Origin of the sequence: Paenibacillus sabuli, from assembly GCF_014705605.1 — a bacterium.
GTDB lineage: Bacteria > Bacillota > Bacilli > Paenibacillales > Paenibacillaceae > Paenibacillus_D > Paenibacillus_D sabuli.
The window spans coordinates 1-5205 of record NZ_JACXIZ010000089.1; the positions used below are offsets into that span (position 1 = coordinate 1).

Here is a 5205-nt window from a genome sequence, read left to right on the forward strand (position 1 = left end):
GCCGAAGCCGTGGCGGACGACAAGGCGGCGCTGGCGATCACGTACGCGCCGGGCGACAGCGCATCGAGCGTGACGCAGGACGTGGGCCTGCCGACCGGCGGCTCGAGCGGCACGACGATCACGTGGTCGAGCAGTGAGGATGGCGTGATCGATACGGACGGCACGGTGGTACGCCCGGCGTACACCGATAGCGACGCGGCTGTGACGCTGACGGCGACGATCAGCAAGGGTGGAGAGAGTGATACGCAGACGTTCGCGCTGACGGTGATCGCAGCCCCTGCTCCTCCTGAGAATGATGCGGAAGCGGTAGCGGCAGATCGAGATGCGCTGGCCGTCGGCTACGCTCCTGGAGACAGCGCATCCAGTGTGACACGCTCAGTCTACCTCGCGAACGGGGGAGCGAATGGGACGACGATCACGTGGTCGAGCGACACCGTCGGCGCGATCGACGCGGACGGGACGGTGACACGTCCTTCCTATGTGGATGGCGACACGGATGTGACGCTGATCGCGACGATCCGCAAGGGGCCCGAGCAAGCGACCAAAACCTTTGCCCTGCGCGTGATTGCACTTGCGGCGCCGCCTGTCGATGAAGAAGAGGAAGAGGAAGAGGAAGAGGAAGAGGAAGAGGAAGAGGAAGAGAGCGAAACGGACAAACAGGCGAAAGAAGAGAACGACCAATTGATTGAACTCGTCATGGGCGGCGAACGAAAGTCTGGACTTGCCGCGTTCGAGATCAAGCAAGAGAACGGACAGTCGCTTTATCTGATTCGTCTGATCGACGAAGCTCAATTCTTGTCCCTGCTAGACGCTTTGCCGAATCAAGCTTCGATTCGGGTTGAAGCCCGGGATTTCGCGCGTGCGAGTGGCGTGGCAGTCGAATGGAACGAAAAAACGGCAAAATTGCTGGCGGATAAAAGCATTGCATTAGCGGTGCAAGCGCCCGGGGCTGACCTGCAGCTCAACATGGATGCAATTCCGCTTCCCGACATGCGCGAGGAAGGGCAGGACGATCAGGAGAGGCGGCTTCGGATTGCAATCGGAGCGCTGCCGGACGGTGACACGGCCATGCTGGACGAATTGCCAGGGCAGCGGATCGGCGAGCCTGTGCGGATCAGCATCGCGATGCTCCAAGGAGAGCGCGAGCACATGCTGTCCGATTGGAGCGCATATGGCACGCTATCGATACCGCTGCACGAAGCGCGTGCGAACGATCTGACGCCGACGATCGTATGGATTGGCGAGGATGGTACTGTACTGCCGCTGCCGACCCGCTCGGAAGATCTGCGCTTCGCGCAAGCGTACAGCAGCATGGCCGGCAAATTCGCGATCATCAGCTACGCGCCTTCATTCGACGATGTCGAAGGACGCTGGAGCGAAGCGGATATCGCGGATATGGCGGCACGCCTCATGATCCGGGGCGTATCGGCAGAAGCGTTCGAACCGCAGCGTGCAATTACACGCGCGGAGCTCACGATGCTGCTCGTACGGCCGCTGGGGCTGCAAGCAAGCACTGGCGATCAGCCACAATTCACGGATGTGAGCGTCGCTGCCTGGTATGCAGATACAGTAGCGGCGGCGTCGGCAGCGGGTCTCGTCACGGGCGATCCGGACGGCAGCTTCCGTCCGAACGCTCCGCTGACGCGCCAGGAAGCGGCCGTGATGCTGTGGCGCGCGTTGGACTTGACGGGCACAGCATCGACGCTGACCGATCAGCAGGTACAGAGTCTGCTGTCGGGCTGGAATGACGCCGAGCAGATTGCGCCGTGGGCGCGGGAGGCGATGGCGATGCTGCATGCGTGGGACATTCTGCGCGGCGATGCCACTGGTGCTGTAAGGCCCGGAGCGGAGATGACGCGCGAGGAGACGGCCGCTTTGTTGCGAAGAGTGCTGCAGACGGCGGGCTGGATTGATTAATTGAGAAGCAAAGCGCCGAAGCCATTTGGCTTCAGCGCTCTTTTTCTGCAATCCCTTATCGCATGGCTTGATGCAATTAAGCTGCAATCAAGCCGCAGCGTCGATTGAATTAGCTTAGTAAAGGCTGGAACTTCGGTGCTCTAACGGACACTAGCGACGCTTAGAGCACTAATCGGAGGCACGCACAGCTCTAACGGACACCAGCGACGCTTAGCGGTCGTTGCAGCCACCTATTTGGCCCATTCTCTCCGGTAAGCGTTCCTGATGACCGTTACACGTGGGAGGGGGTCAAAAATTGGCGCTAAGCGTCTCCCATGTCCATGTCCGCTAGAGCTGACTTTCGGCCACATCGTGGCGCATGCGCCGGCACCGTGGCGCTAACGGCCGCATGCCCGCCGCACATCCGATGCACACCCGCCGCACACTCGCCCACACCCGCTGCGTACCCGCTGCGTACCCGCTGCGTACCCGCTGCGTACCCGCCGCACACCCGCGTACCCGCCGCGTGACCCACTGCGTGAAACAGCTAAAGGTTGAGGCTTGTCCTCGTCACCTATCTTGCATGTAGGCGCGCTAATTCTCGGAACTTACCGCATCGTAGACGAGACCGACGGCTCCGGAATCGAAGGTTTTGTTTTCGATGAGCTTTAGATTGACCTTCTCCTTGAGACCCTGGAATAACGGCAATCCGTCCCCGATCAGGACGGGGGAAACCGTAATTTTGTACGTATCGATTAGATCAAGCTGCATCAGATGATGAGCGAATCTGGGGCTGCCGAGCACGACCATATCCTCACCGGGCTGCTGTTTGAGCCGGATGATCTCTTCTGCGACATTTTCTCTGACGAGTTTGGAATTATTCCATTCGACTTTGTCCAGCGTCGTGGAAAAAACGATTTTTTCTGTTTTTTCGATCCATTCGGCATGCTCCCGTTCATACTGCGAAGCAGACGGATTCGAAGGCACGGAGGGCCAGTAACTGTGCATCATCTGATACGTTCCGCGCCCCCAAATGACGGTGTTCGCCGTACTGAGGATTCCTTTCGCGTGCTGCTCCAAATCAGCATCGTAGGAGATCCAGCCGATATCCATTTCCCCGTTAGGTCCTTCTACAAAACCGTCAAGCGATGCGTGCAAAAATAGAACGAGTTTTCTCATTTTGGATGCTCCTTTGTTTATTTGTTATTTGTTTATCTTGGATCGCTTCATTCCTACATTGAACAACATCCCCTACATTTTAACTCAATTCAACTTGAATGGTTTCTTATGGATTGCGCATTCCCCTTCTACTCATCACCTGCAGCTTCCCGACAATGTGTACGAAACCGGCCTTATGTTTGCTGATCTTCCCAAAATTCTTTCATAGATCTTTCATTAGGCAATGGTAAGATGGCCAAAAAACAAAGAAAGGTCTTGATCAAACCCGATGCAAATACAAAGGAACCGCTTTATAACTCGAAAGCTGGCAATCGTTTTGATGATTGTGGCGCTGCTTTGCCCGATCTTGCCGATCGCGCCGACGCCTGTTTCTCATGCAGAAGTGGACGGTGATTTCACTTATGCCGTAATAAATGCTACGGAGGCAAGGATTGATGACTATTCCGGCAGCGACGCGGATCTTGTCATTCCGGCAATAGTAGGAGGGATCTACGATGTGACGTCCATCGCGAATTCGACGTTCGCCAATAAGGGACTCACTTCTGTGACCTTGCCCAGCGGCTTGACCACAATGGGGAGCGCTGCTTTTAAAACCAACGGCTTGACCAGCGTTGTGATTCCGGACAATATTATTTATCTTAATGAGGACGTCTTTAATAATAATAGTAATTTGAAGTCGGTAACGCTCCCGGCAGGGCTACAGTCCATTGCCGCTCGCGCGTTTCAATATGCTGCGCTTGAAACGCTTGAATTGCCGAACGGCCTTCAAACGATTGGACCGCGGGCATTCGAAAGAAATAATCTTGAATCTGTGGTCATACCGGAGAGTGTGACCTCTGTCGGACATCATGCGTTTCGCATGAACAATCTTTCGAGTGTGACGCTTCCGAGTCAAATCACCGAGATCGGGGAATATACGTTTGACCGAAATCATTTGACTCATATTGAGATTCCAGATGGCGTTACAACCATTGGCAACAACGCCTTTGAACAGAACGGGTTGTCCGAGCTTGTATTTCCGCGAAGCGTCAGTCTGGTTGAAAATTATGCGTTTAAAATGAACGGGATTCAACGGGCGACAATTCTGAACGATGAGGCGGTCTTGGAAAGGTATGCCTTTGAGAACAATTACAATTTGACCATCGTCGGTCATCCTGACTCGACGGCTGAAACCTTTGCAAATTACATGAGCTATACCTTCGAGCGGTATGGAAAAGCGTTGTTCGAGGGCCTGGATTCGGCTAACGCGCGATTATCCAATTACAGTGCGGGCGATGAAGCCGGTCAAGTGCCGGCAACGGCGCTCGATCAATTGTCGAACGCGATTGACGAGGGGCAGACGGTAGCGGACGCCATCAAAACGACCGACCCGCAGCCGCTCGAGGATGCGACGGATGCGCTGACGGATGCGATTGCGGCATTCGATGCCCAGATCGTACCCTTGTCGATTGCGGTGCCTGCTGACGGGACCTATGAACGGGATGATGTCCTGGCATTCACGGTCAGCTATGCCGACGAGGTGACGGTGACGGGCGACCCGGAGATCGCGCTTGAGATCGGCAATGCCGGCTCGACGCAGACTGTGAAGGCGGCGTACACGGGGGAGCGCGGGACTGCTCTGCAGACGCTGAGCTTCGAATATGAAGTGGCTGCCGGTCTGCTGGATGAGGATGGCATCGGCGTAGACAACGAGATTACGCTGCCAGGCGGCGCCACGATAACGGCTGCGGACAACAGTCCGGCTCCGTTCGCCTACACGGTGCCAAGCACGACCGGCATCCAGATCGATTCCGGCATGACGGATGCCGAAGCGGTGGCGAATGACAAGGCCGCGCTGTCGATCACGTATGTGCAGGGCGACAGCGCCACGAGCGTGACGCAGGACGTGGAGCTCCCGACGAGCGGGTCGAGCGGCACGACGATCGCGTGGTCGAGCAGCGAGGAGGCTGTGGTGGACACGGACGGCACGGTGGTGCGTCCGGTGTACACGGAGAGCGCCGCGAGCGTGACGTTGACGGCGACGATCAGCAAGGGTGAAGAGAGCGATACGCAGACGTTCGAATTGACGGTAATCCCGCAAGTGCAGACCGATGCGGAGGCGGTCGCCGACGATAAGGCAGCACTGTCGAT

General features: G+C 56.7%; 4 protein-coding genes and 1 pseudogene. 4 read left to right on the forward strand and 1 reads right to left on the reverse strand.

The features are described 5' to 3' along the window. Positions 1 to 1917, forward strand: a 1917-nt coding sequence (locus IDH44_RS26130) for an S-layer homology domain-containing protein (protein WP_190921759.1), incomplete at its 5' end; no start/stop codon positions are given. Between the two features lie 573 nt (positions 1918 to 2490). On the opposite strand, the gene IDH44_RS26135 is transcribed toward IDH44_RS26130, so the two are convergent. Beyond that, entirely contained in the window at positions 2491 to 3075 is a 585-nt protein-coding gene (locus IDH44_RS26135) for a dihydrofolate reductase family protein (RefSeq protein ID WP_190921760.1), read from the reverse strand. A gap of 231 nt (positions 3076 to 3306) precedes the next feature. On the opposite strand from IDH44_RS26135, the gene IDH44_RS26140 reads away from it, so the two are divergent. The 3 genes and pseudogenes from IDH44_RS26140 to IDH44_RS27075 all read left to right on the forward strand — a co-directional run. Next, complete coding sequence (locus IDH44_RS26140) at positions 3307 to 3468, forward strand: hypothetical protein (RefSeq protein ID WP_190921761.1); 162 nt, start codon at positions 3307 to 3309, stop codon at positions 3466 to 3468. Further along, positions 3395 to 4156, forward strand: a pseudogene (locus tag IDH44_RS27505) (leucine-rich repeat domain-containing protein); the annotation flags it as partial. The gene IDH44_RS26140 and the pseudogene IDH44_RS27505, both read left to right, overlap by 74 nt. Before the next feature lie 21 nt (positions 4157 to 4177). Continuing rightward, the coding region (locus IDH44_RS27075; RefSeq protein ID WP_317890265.1) for an immunoglobulin-like domain-containing protein at positions 4178 to 5205 on the forward strand (1028 nt) is incomplete at its 3' end.

Excerpts from the sequence above, each read along its gene's own strand:
- IDH44_RS26135 (WP_190921760.1), bottom strand. The coding sequence starts at position 3,075 with ATGAGAAAACTCGTTCTATTTTTGCACGCATCGCTTGACGGTTTTGTA.
- IDH44_RS26140 (WP_190921761.1), top strand. The coding sequence starts at position 3,307 with ATGGCCAAAAAACAAAGAAAGGTCTTGATCAAACCCGATGCAAATACA.